Source organism: Escherichia sp. KTE159 (genome assembly GCF_000408805.1).
In the GTDB taxonomy this organism is placed as follows: Bacteria; Pseudomonadota; Gammaproteobacteria; order Enterobacterales; family Enterobacteriaceae; genus Escherichia; species Escherichia marmotae.
This window is the reverse complement of record NZ_KE137292.1, coordinates 663,056-682,623: the sequence shown is the minus strand read 5'-3', so window position 1 is coordinate 682,623 and position 19,568 is coordinate 663,056. Positions and strand designations below refer to the sequence as shown.

At 49.5% G+C, this 19,568-nt stretch carries 14 protein-coding genes; 5 read left to right on the top strand and 9 right to left on the bottom strand.

Translation table 11 applies throughout. The features are described from left to right. Window positions 1-26: 26 nt before the first annotated feature. Entirely contained in the window at window positions 27-2,081 is a 2,055-nt protein-coding gene (locus A31E_RS18190) for a beta-galactosidase (RefSeq protein WP_016248523.1), read from the bottom strand. Window positions 2,082-2,314: 233 nt separating this feature from the next. Between A31E_RS18190 and A31E_RS18195 the strand changes: the two genes are divergently transcribed. The 3 genes from A31E_RS18195 to rimO all read left to right on the top strand — a co-directional run bounded on the left by A31E_RS18195 (window position 2,315) and on the right by rimO (window position 6,340). Next, window positions 2,315-3,397: a LacI family DNA-binding transcriptional regulator gene (locus A31E_RS18195; RefSeq protein WP_000849774.1), complete on the top strand. Its 1,083-nt coding sequence runs from the start codon at window positions 2,315-2,317 to the stop codon at window positions 3,395-3,397. Window positions 3,398-3,651: 254 nt separating this feature from the next. After that, a complete protein-coding gene (locus A31E_RS18200) occupies window positions 3,652-4,887 on the top strand; it encodes an oligosaccharide MFS transporter (protein ID WP_016248522.1) in 1,236 nt (411 codons plus the stop codon). Window positions 4,888-5,014: 127 nt separating this feature from the next. Continuing rightward, the gene (gene rimO / locus A31E_RS18205) at window positions 5,015-6,340 is read left to right on the top strand and encodes a 30S ribosomal protein S12 methylthiotransferase RimO (protein ID WP_000049369.1); all 1,326 of its coding nucleotides are present in this window, start codon (window positions 5,015-5,017) and stop codon (window positions 6,338-6,340) included. Between the two features lie 46 nt (window positions 6,341-6,386). On the opposite strand, the gene A31E_RS18210 is transcribed toward rimO, so the two are convergent. The 7 genes from A31E_RS18210 to iaaA all read right to left on the bottom strand — a co-directional run bounded on the left by A31E_RS18210 (window position 6,387) and on the right by iaaA (window position 16,482). Further along, complete coding sequence (locus A31E_RS18210) at window positions 6,387-7,715, bottom strand: GGDEF domain-containing protein (RefSeq protein ID WP_001516061.1); 1,329 nt, start codon at window positions 7,713-7,715, stop codon at window positions 6,387-6,389. A 7-nt stretch (window positions 7,716-7,722) separates the two neighbouring features. After that, on the bottom strand, window positions 7,723-10,071 hold the full coding sequence (locus A31E_RS18215; RefSeq protein WP_016248521.1) for a sensor domain-containing phosphodiesterase: 2,349 nt from the start codon (window positions 10,069-10,071) through the stop codon (window positions 7,723-7,725). A 177-nt stretch (window positions 10,072-10,248) separates the two neighbouring features. Further along, window positions 10,249-11,160: a glutathione ABC transporter permease GsiD gene (gsiD, locus tag A31E_RS18220; RefSeq protein ID WP_016248520.1), complete on the bottom strand. Its 912-nt coding sequence runs from the start codon at window positions 11,158-11,160 to the stop codon at window positions 10,249-10,251. Window positions 11,161-11,162: 2 nt separating this feature from the next. Then, window positions 11,163-12,083 (bottom strand): glutathione ABC transporter permease GsiC, encoded by a 921-nt coding sequence (gene gsiC / locus A31E_RS18225; RefSeq protein ID WP_016248519.1) that lies wholly within the window; start codon window positions 12,081-12,083, stop codon window positions 11,163-11,165. Window positions 12,084-12,100: 17 nt separating this feature from the next. Then, window positions 12,101-13,639 (bottom strand): glutathione ABC transporter substrate-binding protein GsiB, encoded by a 1,539-nt coding sequence (gsiB, locus tag A31E_RS18230; protein WP_016248518.1) that lies wholly within the window; start codon window positions 13,637-13,639, stop codon window positions 12,101-12,103. Window positions 13,640-13,658: 19 nt separating this feature from the next. Continuing rightward, window positions 13,659-15,530: a glutathione ABC transporter ATP-binding protein GsiA gene (gene gsiA / locus A31E_RS18235; RefSeq protein ID WP_016248517.1), complete on the bottom strand. Its 1,872-nt coding sequence runs from the start codon at window positions 15,528-15,530 to the stop codon at window positions 13,659-13,661. Further along, window positions 15,517-16,482 (bottom strand): beta-aspartyl-peptidase, encoded by a 966-nt coding sequence (gene iaaA / locus A31E_RS18240; RefSeq protein ID WP_016248516.1) that lies wholly within the window; start codon window positions 16,480-16,482, stop codon window positions 15,517-15,519. Before iaaA ends, gsiA begins: the two co-directional genes overlap by 14 nt. A 204-nt stretch (window positions 16,483-16,686) precedes the next feature. Here iaaA and moeA point away from each other — a divergent pair, with 204 nt between their 5' ends. Both moeA and moeB read left to right on the top strand, forming a co-directional pair. Further along, on the top strand, window positions 16,687-17,922 hold the full coding sequence (gene moeA / locus A31E_RS18245) for a molybdopterin molybdotransferase MoeA (protein ID WP_016248515.1): 1,236 nt from the start codon (window positions 16,687-16,689) through the stop codon (window positions 17,920-17,922). Next, complete coding sequence (gene moeB, locus A31E_RS18250; RefSeq protein WP_016248514.1) at window positions 17,922-18,671, top strand: molybdopterin-synthase adenylyltransferase MoeB; 750 nt, start codon at window positions 17,922-17,924, stop codon at window positions 18,669-18,671. The genes moeA and moeB overlap by 1 nt, the downstream gene beginning before the upstream one ends. 187 nt (window positions 18,672-18,858) lie before the next feature. Here moeB and fsa read toward each other — a convergent pair whose 3' ends face one another. Continuing rightward, complete coding sequence (gene fsa / locus A31E_RS18255) at window positions 18,859-19,521, bottom strand: fructose-6-phosphate aldolase (RefSeq protein WP_001516055.1); 663 nt, start codon at window positions 19,519-19,521, stop codon at window positions 18,859-18,861. Window positions 19,522-19,568 lie beyond the last annotated feature (47 nt).

The window sequence follows — 19,568 nt, the reverse complement described above, 5'->3', positions numbered from 1 at the left end:
ATACTTCACATCTTATTAATAATAATTTACATTATTTCTCTTTCCAGTACCTCGCATCCCCAGGGTGCCAGTTCTAATTCTTGTGAACAAGCCTTGCCTGTTTCCGCCACTCGCCATGCACCAGGAAGCACCACATTTTGTACATGAGCAGTGTAATTTTGTACAAAAACCCATTCCTGATTGCCGTCTGTCCGACGCGTTGCAATAACGCCAACAGGAAGTTCAGTCGCAAGGGCTTTTGGAAGATTAAGTGAGTTGATCAACATCGCAGCAAACGCTTGATGAAATGACGCATCATTACGCGAAGCCACATAGAAAGCACGTCCCTGTCCGACGTGATTTACCGTTAACGCAGGTGTACCTGCATAAAAATCCTCACCATAGCGCGCCAGAACCTGTGCGCCTTCGGCGTGAATAACCGCACATAATTCCCTTGCCTGCCATTTACCTTGCAATCCATAGGCATTCGGCTCGCAGATAACTTCGTTATGCTGATAATCATTAAGGCTATCGATCTCTTCAGCCCACACGCCCATCAGGTCACGCAACGGGCCAGGAAAACCGCCCAGGTGACATAAATCAGTTTCATTGACAATCCCGGACCAGTAAGTGGTGACAAAATTGCCACCAGCTTCGACATAGGCACGGGCACGATCAGCAAATCCATCGCGAACCATATAGAGCATTGGAGCGATAACTAATTGATAACCCGTAAGATCACAATCAGCGTTGATAATATCGACCGCCACCCCCTGCTCCCAGAAAGGTCGGTAATGATCCACTACCGTTTGTTCGTAATGGATACCGCAATTGCGCGGCCCGGCAGCATCATTAACCGCCCAGCGGTTTTCCCAGTCGAAAATAATGGCAACTTTAGCCTGAGTTTTCGTCCCGACCAATTGCTTAAGATGTGCCAGTCGTTGCCCTAGCTGTATAACTTCGCGCCCGGTACGCGTCTCCAGATGACCGACGTGATCAACCACCGCACCATGAAACTTCTCCACGGCTCCGCGACTCTTACGCCACTGAAAATAGTGCACGCCATCTGCGCCATGAGCGACGGCCTGTAAAGAAGAAAGAATGTTCATTCCCGGCTTTTTCAATTTGCTGGTTGGCTGCCAACTTGTCTGGCTGGGGGTGGATTCCATCAGAATGAACGGTTTATTTTTCAAGGTACGCATCAGATCGTGATACATCGCTGTTTTACAAGCTACGGCGCGTTCATCTTCCTGTTTGTGCCACATGGGATAGCTATCCCAACTTACAAAATCGACAACCTCAGCTAATGACCAGTAGTTGTAATCATTGAAATACCACATAAAATTGGTCGTCGTGGGTAACTCAGGCCGTTCTGCTTTTAGCGGCGCGACTTCCATTTGATAGAATTCTTTTACCTGCGATGTGACAAAGCGTCGCCAGTCAAGATTCAGGCCGTGGTTAGACATCTCACCTAATGGAGAAGGTGACTCAATTTGTGACCAGTCACTGTATGTATGGCTCCAGAAGCCTGTCCACCATGCCTGATTAAGTGCCTCAAGAGTGGTGTAACGAGTCTGCAACCAATGGCGAAACGCCTGTTGGCATCCGTTACAATGACACTCACCGCCATACTCATTACTGATATGCCATCCCAGAACCGCCGGATGATTCGCGTATCGCTGCGCCAGCTTACGGTTAATTTGCGTCACTTTTTCTTTATACACTGGCGAAGAAAGGCAGTGATTATGGCGACCGCCGTGAAGCATTTTCTCGCGTGACGCGCTAACTCTCAGAACCTCTGGATAACGTGCTGCAAGCCAGGCGGGTTTGGCTCCGCTCGGGGTTGCCAGGAAGACAGAGATCCCGCCAGCATGAAGTTTATCCAACACCTCATCCAGCCAGTCAAAGCGATATTCCCCCTCTGTGGGTTCCAGCATTGACCAGCTAAAGATGCCCACCGACATGGTGTTACAACCAGCCTGTTGCATCATGGCAATATCTTTCTCCAGGATCCCAGGGACATGTAACCATTGTTCCGGATTGTAATCGGCACCATGAAGTAACCACGGGGCTGTGGGGATGATCGGTGGATGCTTGTCCATGCTGACTCCTGAATTGTTTTAAACAGACAAAAAATGTTATTCGTTCACAATACTGTCATCTAGTAATTAATTGCTTCGTTATGCAAGAAGTGTCCGGTAGAAATGTGAGCAACTACGCGTTTTTCCATTCAAACAGGCTCCACGGTTTGGCAGACATGCGCTGAAATACGTGAGCGTGATACGTATGACATTCACTGCGGTATACTGTGACAAATCTTTTAGCCGGGGCGAATATGAAAACCAAAGCTGCAACCCTTGCCGATGTTGCTCGTCATGCCAATGTTTCTTATCAGACAGTGTCGCGGGTGCTTAACAATTCAGCGAACGTGTCTGCCAAAACACGTCAAAAAATTGAACAAGCCATTGCCGAACTTAAGTACGTTCCAAATCGCGTAGCTCAACAGTTGGTAGGGAAAGAGAGCAAAACGGTGGGGCTGGTCACCACCTCACTCGCCCTACATGCCCCTTCACAAATTGCGGCGGCGGTAAAAAAATATGCCGGGGAGCAGGGATATCAGGTGCTGATATCGATGATTGATGATGTTGATATTAAAGGTATTCAGGCTGCAGTTAATGACTTAAAAGCACAACGGGTAACAAAGATTATTATCAACGCCCCCCTGGAAACGGCATTGGCTGAAACTCTGGTTGCTGAAAACAGTGATGTATTGTGTCTGTTTCTCGACGTGGACCCTTATAGCCCGGTGTTTAACGTCACCTTTAATCCCGCAGAAGGTGCACGCGCCAGCGTAAAATATCTTTACGACTTGGGGCATCGTCAATTTTGCTTGATCTCTGGCCCTGAAAATTCAGTACCGGCGCGGTTACGACTCAATACCTGGCGCGATACCCTCGCCTCACTCCAACTGACACCGCTGGCCATACATTACGGTAGCTGGGACGCTCAAAGCGGCTATCTGGCGACATTACAGATGCTACGTGAAACGCCACAGGCGACCGCTCTTCTGATCGCGAACGATCAGATGGCGTTGGGTGCGTTAAGCGCCTTACATCAACAAAAACGTAAAATCCCGCAGGATATTTCTGTCATTGGCTATGACGACACCTATGAGAGTGCGTTTTTTGAACCTTCACTGACGACCGTCGCAATCGACTTTGATTTGCAAGGGAAAATTGCCGTTCAACAAATTTTACAGCCGGACGATGCACAAGCTATGCTCCGCTCTTCAACCATCCTTCCCAGCCGTCTGGTCGTACGTAATTCTGCTGGCCCTCTGCACTCACCACAGGCTGATCTGATGAATATTGCCGAACACCTTCGCACGCTGGCAGATGAGCTAACACGCAAGGCATAAAAGTAATACGTTCTCATAAAGAAGATTTAGTGATCCATTTCGCTAAATCTTTTTTATTATCAGCAATAAATGTGATGTAAATCTCAAACATTCATTTAACACATTGCCTAATCATCAATGTCAGGGCCAGAGTAAAAATGAAATTGTTAACGTATGACATTTCCGGAGATGCATACCAAAACAATAACCAGTAAGCACAGCTAATGCCTGTGCCAACGGTAAATGACCCAACGCCAGTGATTGAGGATATGGCTATGTTATTGCCCGGTAAACGTAATTATATTTTGCTCAGTATTTTCGATTTTCTGTACCTCTTCGCCTGGTCGGCAACGATGGCATTTTTTGTCATATGGACGACACAGCATCTGGAAATTACCGCCACACGCACAGGATTACTTTATTCCGTTAATGCTTTCATTGCGTTATTAATGCAGCCGTTCTTCGGTTTCATCTCCGATAAATTTGGTCTTAAGAAACAACTCATCTGGCTCCTCGTCGCATTATTACTTCCCGTAGGCCCATTCTTTATTTATGTGTATGCCCCGCTTCTGGTTCATAACTTCTGGCTGGGCGCTGTTTTGGGTGGCGTTTACCTGGGGATCATTTTTAATTCTGGCTGTGGCGTTCTGGATTCCTGGATAGATAAAGTTTCGCGTCGTTATCATTTTGAATATGGTCGCGTAAGGATGTGGGGCTCTCTGGGATGGGCCGCCGCCGCGTGGATTGTTGGTAAATATATTGATACCAACCCTAATCTCTCTTTCTGGCTGGCAAGCTGCGCCATTGTGATCGCCGCAATCTGCTTTATGTTTACCAAAATCGAACTTACCGAGGCCGAAATTGAAAAAACCAATTCGCTGAAAGCCATCCATGCCCTTGAGCTGGCAAAAAATAGTCAGTTCTGGTTTTTATTGATGTTCACTCTGTTCGTAACACAAATTTATGACACCTACGATCAACAGTTCGCACAGTATTTTTCGCTGCAATTTCCGACACCAGAAGAAGGCAATCGCTGGTACGGAATTCTGGCTTCTGTTCAGGTCTGCGGAGAAACCTTATTTCTCTGCCTGATGCCGTGGTTTGTTAACCGCACTGGTGCAAAATGGGCGTTAGTGATTGCCGGAACCATTATGTCGTTACGCATTGCCGGTTCTGCAATCCAACTGGGACCGGTGTGGATTGCAGCCGTTAAAATGATGCACGCCATCGAAAAACCACTGATCCTGGTGTCTGTGTTTAAATTTATCGCGGCTAACTTTGATCATAAACTCTCTTCAACGGTCTACCTGCTAGTGCTTTTTGTGGCATCCATCGCCACAGCAATCTATTCACCCATTGCAGGCTATCTGTATGACACCATTGGCTTTGCTGAAACCTATCTAATCCTGGGGGCTATTGCCGGTTGCTTCACGCTTATTTCGGTCTTTACGCTGCGGGACAAATCCAGCAGCCAGCCTACGGAGACGCTAACTGAAAATTCTGTAGCATGATCCTCATTTGCGCCCCTTTATTTGGGGCGCTTTCCTCACCGGTTGACCAGATTGCGATACAAATTTTATCCAGAACTCTGTAGAATCCCTGCCCTGACCTTTCCTGTAACTGAATATTTTTTAAGCTATGAGCAAAGTAACTCCCCAGCCGAAAATCGGCTTTGTTTCCCTCGGCTGTCCGAAAAACCTCGTCGATTCAGAGCGCATTCTGACTGAACTGCGCACTGAAGGTTATGATGTAGTACCGAGCTATGACGACGCAGATATGGTGATCGTCAACACCTGCGGCTTTATTGACAGTGCGGTGCAAGAATCACTGGAAGCCATTGGCGAAGCGTTGAATGAAAACGGCAAGGTAATTGTGACCGGTTGTCTGGGGGCGAAAGAAGATCAAATCCGCGAAGTCCATCCAAAAGTGCTGGAAATCACCGGCCCTCATAGCTACGAGCAGGTTCTGGAACACGTTCATCACTACGTGCCAAAACCGAAACACAACCCATTCCTGAGCCTGGTGCCGGAGCAAGGTGTTAAGCTGACACCGCGTCATTATGCTTATCTGAAGATTTCCGAAGGCTGTAACCATCGTTGCACCTTCTGCATTATTCCGTCTATGCGCGGCGATCTGGTGAGCCGCCCGATTGGCGAAGTGTTAAGTGAAGCGAAACGTCTGGTTGATGCGGGTGTTAAAGAGATTCTGGTGATCTCCCAGGATACTTCCGCGTATGGTGTTGATGTAAAACACCGCACTGGCTTCCACAACGGCGAACCGGTAAAAACCAGCATGGTCAGCCTGTGCGAACAGCTATCAAAACTGGGGATCTGGACGCGCCTGCACTACGTTTACCCTTACCCGCATGTGGATGACGTCATCCCGTTGATGGCAGAAGGCAAAATTCTGCCATATCTGGATATTCCGTTACAGCACGCCAGCCCGCGCATTCTCAAACTGATGAAGCGTCCGGGTTCTGTAGATCGCCAACTGGCGCGCATTAAACAGTGGCGCGAAATTTGCCCGGAACTGACACTGCGCTCAACCTTTATTGTCGGCTTCCCTGGCGAGACGGAAGAAGATTTCCAGATGCTGCTCGATTTCCTGAAAGAAGCTCGTCTGGATCGCGTTGGTTGCTTTAAATACAGCCCGGTTGAAGGTGCTGATGCCAATGCCCTGCCTGACCAGGTTCCGGAAGAAGTGAAAGAAGAACGCTGGAACCGCTTCATGCAACTGCAACAGCAGATTTCCGCCGAGCGTCTGCAGGAGAAGGTGGGTCGTGAAATTCTGGTGATCATCGACGAAGTGGACGAAGAAGGCGCGATTGGCCGCAGTATGGCAGATGCACCGGAAATCGACGGCGCGGTTTATCTCAATGGTGAAACCAACGTTAAGCCGGGTGATATTGTGCGTGTGAAAGTCGAACACGCCGATGAGTACGATTTGTGGGGGAGTCGGGTTTAATTAATGTCAGGCCGGGCAAATTACCCGCCCGGCCTGCTAATAAGCATTATTGCCAGCTAATCTGCGCCCTGCCGTTTTTCTTACTTTTATACAGCCGCTCATCTGCCAGCATTTTCAGCCGTTCAACGGTAGTACATTCATTTGAATGCGCCACGCCGATACTGGTGCTTAAGTTAATGCTCCCCACCTGGAAATGGACGATTTCTTTTAGTATTGATAGCAACTCTTCCAGAGTACCACCGGTATAAATCACCGCAAATTCGTCGCCGCCAAAGCGGTAGACTTTGCCTTTATCTACCGGAATCTGTGATTTGAGAATTTTCACTACCTTCATCAACACTTCATCGCCCAGCAAATGCCCGAAGGTATCGTTAATGTTTTTGAATTTATCGACGTCAAACAGGCACAAATAGCCACCTTTTTCCGGCAGGGCTTTTAAATCTTCATCAAAAGATTTTCTGCCCATTGCTTTCGTCAGGTCGTCAAGAAACGCTGAGTTATACATGCTGTAGAGTTTTTTGACATCCGCCGCCGAGAAGAAAAGCCCACCATCCAGCACGCGGTCAAAATGGTTATTAATGATAGCTTCTTTCTCAACGATGCCGCGATTAATGACTCTGCGTACCAGATACATGCAACTTATCCCCGATATCGCTGCCACTAATGCGGCAAAGAAAATAATTAAAGTACAAACCTGAAAATAGACATCCTTCTTATAAGCAAAGACATACAACCCCGTTGGTAAATAAGTGAAGTGTTCCATCGCTTCCGAAACAGTAAAGATGGCATTTTTCGCGTTATATTCATCCCCAACAACTGGCTTGCCACCTTTGAATAAAGAGAACATCAGGTTCTCGCTATCCATTGCCAGCGACTTTGAGAGTAACGAAAATCGTTCCAGCCCAAGCAAAAATATCAGACTGCGGTTGTGAGTAACCGGATAGAGATAATAGACGAAGGTTTTACCGTCAAAAGAGATAAACCCCGTATTTTTGACATGCCGATACTTAACAACCTGCATAATATCTGCACAATAATTTTTTTCATACTCCTTAACCTGAATACACTCGTCGCTGGAAATCAGATAAGGACCAACATCATACAAATAAGAAGGTGAAACCGAGTCAGCGTAAGCTGTGCGCAAGCCAACCAACAGTTGTTCTTCAGTCGGATTAAGCGTGTTAATGAGATCAATTGACACACTGCGCCGATATTCGGCAATATTTGCCACCGCAAAAGCAGTATCAATAACGGACTGTTTCAGGCCATACACCCGTTCTTTTACCATCTGGGTATAGATCCCGCAGGCAACTGCTGAAATCATGATAAAAATCAGCAGACTGACTGTAAGTACGAATTTATTGATTCTGGACATACCTAAACTACTCTTTTACTAACTTTCCACTTTTGTCCCAGGCAGAGAATGGCAACGGCTTCTGATATAGATACCCCTGGGCCTGAATACACCCTAATTTGATTAATTCACGCGCAACCTCTTCGCTCTCAACACCTTCTGCAATTACCGGGATCCGGTTATAGCGGGCCAGGTCGAAGATAATGCGTACAATTTTTCCCGCAGTGCCGAAAATATCGCCGGTAAATTGCGAGTCTACTTTTATGCTGTCAGGATTAATTTCATAAAAACGCTTCAGGTTTGACAAACCTGTACCAAAGTCATCAATCGATATCCGTACTCCTTGTTGACGCAGTTGTTCAATATTGAGATAAAAATGTTCATTAATACGTTCAATCACTGTTTCAGTGATCTCAATACAGATGCTATTCGCTTTCAGCTCATGTTCTTCCATAATAGCTGTAAAACGCGCATGAAAGTGTGGCTCGTTTAACTGCCATGGCGAAACATTAATATGCAGTAAGAAACCTTCCTGCAGTTCCGCACGCTGGCTAAAATGTCTGAATTCCCCCATCGCCGTTTTAATAATTTGATAACCCAGTTCATTGATAAAACCGATATCTTCAGCGATAGCAATAAACTTCAGCGGCGAGATTATCCCCCGCTCTGCTGAAACCCAGCGGCACAGCGCCTCAGCTCCCAGAATGTCGCGGGTATTAATATCAACAATCGGTTGATAGACCAAAAATAGCTCGCCTTTTTCCATTGCATTACGGATATTGCGCGCAATCCAGATATTTTCTTCAATTTCTCTGAGTTTCTCATCATCACAGAAAATAAATTCAGAGAACATATGATCGCGGATACTGGAAATCGCCAGTTTTAGTTTTTCTGCGTAGCTCCAGGCATTTTCGCCTTTCAGAGGTTCACAAATGGCAGATTTATGTATACGCAGATTGCGGTAGCCAAAGCTACTGTCGAAATCGTTTATCATCGCGATCTTATGGGTAAAAATCTCTACATTTTCCCGACACAATAATAAATAGAGATCGGCATTGAATGTCACAATATCGCAACATTGCGCGTATTTTTCGGCAATTTGCTGACACAGTTTCCTGACGATTTTGTTGCGTTCCTCAACGCCAAACACCGCTTCGACGGCTTCCAGTCCGCACAGTTTGATGATCCCAACGGCCAGATACTGATTATTGTTTGACTCAATAATCGCCATATTTTTGATAAACCCGCTTTCCTGATCGTAGGAGATCAGCGAGAGCAATTTATTTGAACGCTCAACTTCTGCATCTTTCATTTCCGCGATCGAATTTTTGATGCTGATAATCTCTTTTGCATCGCCTTCACGAATTTTCAGTGCCTGCATTTGATCCGCAGAGTCGGGTAAAAATTCCAGCGTATTGACCAGCGTTGTCATTTCGGAAAATTGTCGACGGAACACACGGGTAGTCATTAAGTAAACCACCAGCAATACGATAATAATGAAAGCAAATGGTAAATAAAAGAGTTTGTCTGATGCGTTAAATAAATCCCCCGTAGGATAATAAAAATAGATATCGAACAATGGATTATTAGGAACTGCCGATTTCCTTGCGATATATTCTATATCAACAGAATCAATAATATTATAACTATCTTCGCTATTATAAATAATCAATTTTTCGCGAGCGAGTTGATTCTTGGCAATGATTTCATGACCTTGTTTCAGAAACAGGACTTCATCCGTTGCGCTGATTTGATCAAGGTATTCGTTCAGATATCGCCAATTTAAATCGACGTGAATTTTATCAACAGCCAGCAAATCACGATCTTTGCCGTTAATTCGTAGCGTAAAAGAAATACATTTTTTACCCGGGCGATCAAAGCAATTGTATGCCGGATTCCAGCTACTGTCAGAGCCATCCGAGGATACAGACCACGGACGTTGCGACGGGTTAAAATCGGAAAAAATAACGCGCCCCGCCTCATCGATAAGCGGCCCATTAACCTTTTCCTGATGATAAACAACGATTTTATCGTTCGCCCGCCGCGAAAAGAGATAATATTTATTATTATCCAGCACCAGTCCCACTGAATCTAAAAATGGCATCATTTCCATTTTCAGAATAACAGCACGTTTAATCTCCTCACTGTTTTTCAACAAATAGAGTGAGTCTTTTAACGTCAGGGCCGAACGTTCAATATCTTTAAAGAAATAGCCAACGTTTTTTTGAATAAGTTCAAAGCGGCTATCGGCACGTTTTACCGCACGTTCCGATACCAACTGATAGTTAATGATGAAAAAAAGACCAATAAATGACAGCGCAGCCAATAAAAATAAAATTATCAGCCTTATCTTTATCTTTTCGTATAAACTCAGCATGTTAATACATTTAACAAAATAACTGCCAGTACGCTGTGCCGCTGCATAAATAGTTCCCCACAGCGACTTTTTAACTAAATGACCAGATTCTACAAAATCAGCAAAAAGTTACAACACTTGCTTCAGGCAATAATTTCCTGCGAGGTGATAACCCTTTCAAGCAATATTCAACCGTGATTATCCTTTAATTTTGGGATCCAGCGCATCGCGTAAACCATCGCCCAGCAAGTTGAAAGCCAGCACGGTCAGAAAAATGGCCAGTGCCGGAAAAACCGCCACATGCGGCGCGATAACCATATCCGCTCTCGCTTCATTGAGCATCGCCCCCCACTCTGGCGTCGGCGGCTGCGCGCCAAGGCCGAGAAACGACAGGCTGGCGGCGGAAATAATCGAGGTGCCAATACGCATGGTGAAGAACACGACGATAGAAGAGACTGTCCCCGGTAAGATGTGACGCAACAAAATAGTCACATCGCTGGCACCAATACTGCGTGCTGATTCAATAAAGGTTTGCTGTTTCAACACTAGTGTGTTGCCGCGCACCAATCGGGCAAACGCCGGAATGGAAAAGATAGCGACGGCGATAATCACGTTAGCAATGCCACTTCCCAACACCGCGACAACAGCGATAGCCAGCAAAATACCGGGAAACGCAAACAGCACATCGCAAATGCGCATGATCAGTCGATCCCACCAGCCTTCATAATATCCTGCCAGCAAGCCCAGCAACGTCCCAATCGCCGCACCAATAAACACCGCAAATACGCCAGCCGCCAGCGAGATTTGCGCCCCCACCAGGACACGGCTGAAAATGTCGCGCCCCAGTGAATCGACGCCAAACCAGTGCTGCAAAGAGGGGCCGTTATTCAGGTTGTCATAGTCAAAATAATTTTCGGCGTCATAAGGAGCGATCCAGCGCGCCAAAACAGCCACTATAATCAATAAGATAACGAACAATGCGGCGCTCATCGCCATATGCTGACGACGAAAACGCCGCCAGAACTCATGCCACGGTGTACGTACCAGGTCAGGTTTTACCAGTGGCATAGCGTTTAACACCGCCTGACGTCGCCAGTTAAATAATCGCATCCTTACTTGTACCTGATAGCCGGGTTAATGGCAGCGTAAAGCACATCCACCACTAAGTTGATAAGAATAAATTCCAGCGAGAAAAGCAGAATTTCTGCCTGAATCACCGGGTAATCACGCATTTCTACCGAATCGACCAGTAAACGTCCAAGTCCGGGCCAGTTAAAGACTTTCTCCACGACAATGGAGCCGCCGAGCAAGAAGCCAAACTGTAAGCCCATCATGGTAACCACCGGGATCATCGCATTACGTAACCCATGTTTGAGGATGACCCAGGTTTCGCTCACCCCTTTCGCCCTCGCGGTACGCATATAATCTTCACTTAAGACATCGACAAATGAAGCACGGGTAAAACGCGCCATCACCGCCGCCACCGCTGCGCCAAGTGTCAGGGAGGGTAAAATGTAGTGCTGCCAACTGTCTGCACCAACAGTCGGCAGCCACCCCAACTCAACGGAGAACACCTGAATCAAAAGCATCCCCAGAGCAAATGCCGGGAAGGAAATCCCCGATACCGCGATGGTCATGCTCAATCGATCCGGCCAACGGTTACGCCAGACGGCGGCCACAATCCCCGCCGCCATACCAAATATCACCGCCCAAACCATACTGGTAATAGTCAGCCACAATGTAGGCATGAAGCGGCTGGCAATCTCATCGGCAACCGGACGACGCGACACCATCGACAGACCAAAATCCCCCTGTACGGCGTTGCTGATGTAGTGCCAGAACTGGTAATACAGCGACTGATCCAGCCCCAGTTGCTGGCGCACCAGTTCGATAACCTGAGCATCGGCTTCGGGGCCGGCAATCAATCGCGCCGGATCGCCGGGCAGCATATGGACAAATAAAAACACCAGCACCGAGACGATAAACAGCGTTGGGATCAATCCCAGTAAGCGTTTGATAACGTAATTAAGCATTCCACTCCCTGCGTTGCTTATTGCAAATCCGCGTCTTCAAAGCTAAAGCCTGTATCTGGCATGATCCAAAAACCGGTCAGGTTTTTACTGTGTGCCGACACCAGTTTTTCTACCACCAGCGGGATCCACGGCGATTCTTGCCAGATGATATCCTGCGCCGCCTTATACAAGCGTGCCTTTTCCGCCGGATCGTTGGTTTTCAGTGCCTGAGCAAGGTCTTCATCCACCTGCTTATTGCTGTAAAACGCGGTATTAAACAGCGTCGGTGGCCAGTTCTGCGAAGCAAACAGCGGCGAAAGCGCCCAGTCAGCTTCGCCGGTCGATGCCGACCACCCCGTGTAGAACATCCGCACATTGCTCTCTTTCTGCCCTTTTCCTTCCACTTCCACCGCCCGTTGTCCGGCATCCATCGCCGTCACCTGGGCTTTAATCCCTACCTGCGCTAACTGCTGCTGGGTAAATTGCAGCACTTTCTGCGCGGTGCTGTGGTTATGTGATGACCACAGCGTGGTACTGAAACCGTTGGGATACCCCGCCTCTTTCAGTAACTCACGTGCTTTAGCCGGATTGTAAGGCCACGGTTGATAACTTTGCGCGTAGGCAATACTCGGAGGTACAACACCGGTAGCTGGCGTTGCATATCCTGCAAATGCCACCTTAACCAGCGCCTGACGGTTGATGGCGTAATTCAGCGCCTCACGCACTTTCGGATTATCGAACGGCTTTTGCGTCACGTTCATGCTGATATAACGCTGCATAATCGACGGACTGGCCATCAGCTCGATATTTTTGTTCTTCTCCAGTAACGCGGCTTGTTCATAAGGAATAGGGAAAGCAAACTGCGCTTCACCGGTTTGCAACATTGCCGCCCGGGTGTTGTTGTCCGCCACCGGACGCCAGGTAATGCTGTCCAGTTTGGGCAGACCGGGCTGCCAGTAACCCGCAAATTTCTTCACTTTCACAAAATCGGTCTGATTCCAGGTATCCAGCGCATACGGCCCGGTTCCGACCGGATGAAAGCCGATCTCTTTACCATATTTTTCCAGTGCCGCAGGTGAAATCATTGCTGTCGCCGGATGAGCGAGAATATTAATAAACGCGGAAAACGGCTGTTTGAGCGTAATCTTCACCGTTGTCGGATCGACCGCTTCAGTTTTGGCAATATTTTTGTACAAGTTATAGCGTTTAAGATGATTCGCCGGATCGCTGGCTCGATCCAGATTCGCTTTTACCGCCGCAGCGTTGAAGTCAGTGCCGTCCTGGAACTTAATCCCTTCGCGCAATTTCACGGTGTAAGTGAGGCCGTCATCAGAGACGGTATAACTCTCTGCCAGCACATTTTTCAGCTTCATCTCTTTATCCAGACCGAACAGCCCCTGATAAAACGATTTCGCCACAGCCTGCGATAACGTGTCATTCGCGTCATACGGATCGAGCGTGGTGAAGTTCGACCCCACCGCCACAACCACATCTTTGGCAGCGAATGCACAAGATGCCATCAACGCTGTGGCAATGCCCAGCGCCACTAACCCACTACGGTGTACAGCTCTTGCCATTTTATTCTCCGCCTGAATGTTATCTACGCATGAATGCGTATTCTGATTGTGGTTGTGCGACGTAATGCCCCGGTCCGACGCATTGTAACGAGACGGTGGCAACCTCTTCGCCACGCAGATGAATATTGCTGGGAAGATCGTCCGACAACAGTACGCGCCGTGGTCGCAGTCGGGACGGTTCCGCCACCGGAACTGCCGCCAGTAATTTACGCGTATAAGGGTGCTGCGGATTTTCAAATATCGCGCGCCGTGGGCCAATCTCAACGATTTGCCCGAGATACATCACCGCCACGCGATGACTGATCCGCTCCACGACTGCCATATCGTGGGAGATAAATAGATACGCGATACCGAAATCACGCTGAAGATCAAGCAACAGGTTGATAATTTGCCCGCGAATAGAAACATCCAGCGCCGACACGGCTTCATCGGCAATAATCACTTTCGGATTCAGCGCCAACGCACGGGCAATGCAGATGCGCTGACGCTGACCACCAGAAAACTCATGCGGGTAACGCCATGCGTGTTCAGGTAACAGGCCAACGCGCTCCAGCAACCACGCAACGCGTGCAGCAGCTTCTTTACCTTGCAATAAACCGTGTACGCGCAGCGGTTCGATAATCGAATCACCGATGGTCTGGCGAGGATCCAGCGAGGCGTAAGGATCCTGAAAAATAAACTGGATATTGCGGCGCAACGACTGAAGTTTACCGGGCGAGAGAGTATCGATTCGCTGACCGTTAAAGATAATTTCGCCGCTCTGCGATTCGACCAGACGCAACAGCGCCCGTCCGGTAGTGGATTTACCGCTGCCAGACTCGCCCACCAGCGACAGCGTTTCACCAGGCCTGAGATCAAAACTGACTTTCTCAACGGCGTGCACTTCTCGCGTTACGCGATTCAACAACCCGCTACGCAAAGGGAAACGGGTAACCAGATTACGCACCTGTAAAACAGGTTCGCCATCCACCACCGTTTTCTGTTCGACAGGACTTTCCTGTTTAGCCGGATGTTCAAGTGATATCAGCGGAAAACGACGGGGATAATCTTGCCCTTTCATCGCGCCGAGCTGCGGAACAGCAGCCAGCAGTGCACGGGTATAGGGGTGCTGCGGCGCATGAAATATCTGTTCGACGCTGCCCGTTTCAACCGCCTCGCCCTGATACATCACCAGCACCCGATCGGCAATCTCTGCCACCACGCCCATATCGTGAGTGATAAAGATGACGCCCATCGACATCTCTTTTTGCAATACTTTGATTAATTGCAGGATCTGCGCCTGGATGGTGACATCCAGCGCGGTGGTCGGCTCATCGGCAATCAGCACCGCCGGGCGACATGACAGTGCCATTGCGATCATGACCCGCTGGCGCATCCCTCCGGAGAGTTGATGGGGATAACGTGAAAGAATGGTTTGAGCTTCCGGAATGCGAACCTGATCCAGCATCCGCTTCGCCTCCACCATCGCTTCTTCACGACTGGCGTTTTGATGCAAACGGATAGACTCAGCAATCTGCTCACCCACAGTAAATACCGGGTTTAGCGACGTCATCGGCTCCTGGAAAATCATCGCTATATCTGCGCCGCGTATATGCTGCATTTGCCCGGAGCTCTGCGTACTAAGCTCAATCACCTCATGGCTGCGCCGCCGCAACAGCATTTTATCGCACTTTACCAAACCGCCCGCCTGTTCCAGCAGACGCATCAACGCCAGTGCTGTAACTGACTTGCCGGAACCGGATTCGCCAACAATCGCCAGCGTCTCGCCGCGTTGCAGACTAAAAGAGAGGCCGCGAACCGCAGCCATTTTCTGCAGGTCTTGTATAAAGGCAATATTGAGGTTCTCAACCGCCAGCACATCACCGGCATCAAGCTCATCACTGTGTGGCAACGGTGTCCCCTTTTTCACGGTAGATACCGGTGGTTGGCGTATCGCCTGCATAGCCCCAGGCGCGATACATTCCTTCGGTGTTAAACGGTAACGCGACGTTACCTTCATGATCGATAGCGATTAAACCACCACTGCCATCAAGCGCAGGGAGTTTTTCCATCACTACCCGCTCGCAGGCTTCCGCGAGACTTAAACCGCCGTAATCCATTAACGCAGCGATGTCATATGCCGCCAGCGTACGAATGAAGACTTCGCCCGTACCGGTACAAGAAACCGCCACGCTGGCGTTATTGGCGTAGCACCCGGCACCGACAAGCGGGCTGTCACCGACCCGACCGGGTAATTTGTTAGTCATTCCCCCCGTGGACGTGGCTGCCGCCAGGTTGCCGTATTGATCCAACGCCACAGCGCCCACAGTGCCCATTTTCTGTTTTTCATCCAGCGGTGCGTCGCTATGGTCGAGGATCATTTCCCCTTCCTCACGCGCCGCCATCAGTTGTTCATAACGCAAAGGCGTAGAAAAAATCTCCGGCAAGACGCGTTCCATGTCATGAGCAAAAGCAAAATTTTCCGCTCCTTCGCCAATCATCATCACATGCGGGCTTTGCTCCATCACCAGACGGGCAGCAAGAATCGGATTGCGCAGATGACTGACGCCCGCGACCGCACCGGCTTTCAGGGTGTTACCATCCATCACACAGGCATCCAGCTCATGAGTTTCATCACGGGTGAAGACAGCACCAATACCGGCGTTAAATAGTGGGCACTCTTCCAGCAAGCGCACAGCTTCTGTTACCACATCCAGCGCACTTTCGCCCGCTTCAAGCATTTTCTGCCCGGTTTCAACAATGGCAGACAGCGCCTCAATGTAGCGTAATTCCTGTTGCAGACTCATCTGCGCGCGGCTAATTGCGCCTGCGCCACCGTGAATTGCAATGACTGCTTTGCCCATAGTTTTCGTCCATTAAAGGGTGGCTCGCCACTTTTGCTATAAATATCAGAATTTTTATGAATTACTCATTCAATTTTTGAATATAGAAAGATGTATATGGCATGTAAAGGCAGGAACCCACGCTACGCCCGAGGTGGCATACAGTCCGGGGCGTTTTTCTGACATAATAAGCAAATTCGATTTTGCCTCCGCAGGAGTGTTTTCATGGAATTTACCACCGGTTTGATGCCGCTCGACACCGCGCTTAATGAGATGCTTTCTCGCGTTACCCCTCTGACTCCCCAGGAAACGCTGCCACTGGTACAGTGTTTTGGTCGCATTCTGGCAAGCGATGTCACTTCGCCGCTGGATGTCCCTGGGTTTGATAACTCCGCAATGGACGGCTACGCGGTTCGTTTAGCCGATGTCGCTTCCGGTCAACCACTGCCCGTCGCCGGTAAGTCGTTTGCGGGTCAGCCGTATCATGGCGAGTGGCCTGCTGGCACCTGTATTCGTATTATGACCGGCGCGCCGGTGCCGGAAGGCTGTGAAGCTGTGGTAATGCAGGAACAGACTGAACAAACGGACAATGGCGTACGTTTTACCGCTGAAGTAAGTCGCGGGCAAAATATTCGTCGACGCGGTGAGGATATCTCCGCGGGAGCAGTTGTTTTCCCGACAGGTACTCGCCTGACTACTGCCGAACTGCCCGTGATTGCTTCGTTGGGGATTGCCGAAGTTCCGGTGATTCGCAAAGTGCGTGTGGCGCTATTTTCCACGGGTGATGAGTTACAGTTACCCGGTCAGCCGCTGGGTGATGGTCAAATCTACGATACCAACCGTCTCGCCGTGCACCTGATGCTGGAACAGTTAGGTTGCGAGGTAATTAACTTAGGGATTATCCGTGACGACCCGAACGCATTACGTGCGGCATTTATTGAAGCTGACAGTCAGGCGGATGTGGTGATCAGTTCCGGCGGCGTTTCGGTTGGTGAAGCGGATTACACCAAAAACATTCTCGAAGAGCTGGGCGAAATCGCATTCTGGAAACTGGCGATTAAACCAGGCAAACCGTTTGCGTTCGGCAAACTCTCTAATAGCTGGTTCTGTGGCCTGCCGGGCAACCCGGTTTCTGCGACGCTGACTTTCTATCAACTGGTACAACCGTTACTGGCAAAATTAAGCGGCAACACCGCCAGCGGCCTGCCAGCGCGTCAGCGCGTACGCACAGTATCTCGACTGAAGAAATCCCCCGGACGTCTTGATTTCCAGCGTGGCGTGCTACAACGCAACGCCAACGGCGAACTGGAAGTGTCGACCACCGGACATCAGGGTTCGCATATTTTTAGTTCTTTTAGTCTCGGTAACTGTTTTATCGTGCTGGAACGCGATCGCGGAAATGTAGAAGCGGGCGAATGGGTAGAAGTCGAGCCATTTAACGCGTTGTTCGGGGGCTTGTAATGGCGGAACTCAGCGATCAGGAGATGCTGCGCTATAACCGGCAAATCATCCTGCGTGGTTTTGATTTTGACGGTCAGGAAGCGCTGAAAGATTCTCGCGTGTTGGTCGTTGGCCTGGGCGGGCTGGGGTGTGCAGCATCGCAATATCTGGCAAGTGCGGGCATCGGCAACCTGACGTTGCTCGACTTTGACACCGTTTCGCTCTCGAATCTGCAACGTCAGACACTACACAGTGATGCCACGGTCGGGCAACCGAAGGTTGAATCCGCCCGTGAGGCACTGGCGCGAATCAATCCTCACATCGCAATTACACCGGTGAATGCGCTGCTTGACGACGCTGAACTTGCTGCGTTGATTGCCAAACACAATCTGGTGCTCGACTGTACAGATAATGTCACGGTGCGTAATCAACTTAACGCGGGCTGTTTTGCCGCAAAGGTGCCGCTGGTTTCTGGCGCGGCGATTCGTATGGAAGGTCAAATCACCGTCTTTACCTGGCAGGATGGTGAACCGTGCTACCGTTGCCTGAGTCGTCTGTTTGGCGAAAACGCGTTAACCTGCGTGGAAGCAGGCGTAATGGCTCCGTTGATCGGCGTAATTGGTTCGTTGCAGGCAATGGAAGCGATCAAACTGCTGGCAGGTTATGGCAAACCTGCCAATGGGAAAATCGTGATGTACGATGCGATGACCTGTCAGTTTCGCGAAATGAAGCTGATGCGCAATCCTGGATGTGAGGTGTGCGGACAGTAATTGTCGCCTGTAGTCCTGATAAGACGCGGCAGGCATCGCATGGGCATTTGCTCCAGACGCCAGATGCGGCGCGAACGCCTTATCTGGCCTACGGTTCGGGCGCAGATTTCCAGGCCTGATAAGACGCGGCAGGCGTCGGTGCACTCCGCCACGTCATAATCAATTTTTGAGGATGGTGAACGTCCTGTTAAATCGACGTCCGGCCAAACGCCCCCTGCCAGTCCTGCTCAAACTTCGCCACGGCGGCATCGACCGCCGGATAGCTAATCATCTGCTGCGCAACATCCAGCGGCAGCGTGATTGACTCACATCCTGCCAGTAAGCAGTCCAGCGCCTGACGCGGGGTTTTGAAACTCGCCGCCAGCACTTTCGCCTGTGGTGCATGCATTTTCAGCAACTGATGCAAATCGGTCACAGTCTGAATACCACTTCCGCCCTGGGCATCAATACGGTTCACGTAAGGCGCAACATATTCCGCACCCGCCAGCGCTGACAGCAGACCTTGCGCCGCGCCATACACCGCCGTGCCCAACGTTGGGATCCCTTCCGCCTTTAACATCTTGATGGCTGCCAGCCCCTCGGCGGTCACCGGTACTTTAACCACGATATCCGCAATAATAGAACGCAGTTTGCGTGCATCGTTCAACATGCCTTCAGCGGTGGTAGCCATTACCTGGGCAAACAAACGCCCCTGCCCCCCCATCGCTTCGTGAAGTTCCGGAAGCACAACCTCCAGCGGCTTTTTGCCTGCAGCGATAATGCTTGGGTTAGTGGTCACACCCGCCAGCGGGAAAACACGCGCCAGCGCCTTCACTGCAGCAACGTCTGAAGTATCCAGATACAGTTCCATAGCCATCCTCAAATGTACTTTTGTATGAAATCAGACTATCACGAAAA